Source organism: Paracoccus sp. S4493 (assembly GCF_000967735.1).
GTDB classification, from domain to species: domain Bacteria; phylum Pseudomonadota; class Alphaproteobacteria; order Rhodobacterales; family Rhodobacteraceae; genus Paracoccus; species Paracoccus marcusii.
Genome location: NZ_JXYF01000529.1, coordinates 1 through 290 on the forward strand (window position 1 = coordinate 1; position 290 = coordinate 290).

The 290-nt window shown below is 75.2% G+C and carries 1 protein-coding gene; it reads left to right on the forward strand.

Annotation, left to right across the window (positions count from 1 at the left end; genetic code table 11):
* A partial coding sequence (locus tag TW83_RS21640) for a hypothetical protein (RefSeq protein WP_045984331.1) occupies positions 1-197 on the forward strand: 197 nt, incomplete at its 5' end.
* Positions 198-290: the final 93 nt, after the last annotated feature.

The window sequence follows — 290 nt, forward strand, 5'->3', positions numbered from 1 at the left end:
AACCGGGCGGCGTGCGCGAACGGCCCCCCCCCCAGGCCCCCCCCGCCGATGCAGCCCCCACGGATGCAGCGCCCACGGATGCGGCCTCCGCCGACACGGCCCCCGACGCAGCCGCGGCCGACGCGGGAACCGACACCGGCCCCGCCGACGCAGCCCCCGCGGAGGCGGATGCCGCCCCCGCCGGCGCGACGGAGTAATCGCGCATGGCACGTTTCTTCATTCACCGGCCCGTCTTTGCATGGGTGATCGCCCTGATCACCATGCTGGTCGGCGCGCTTGGCCTGAACAGC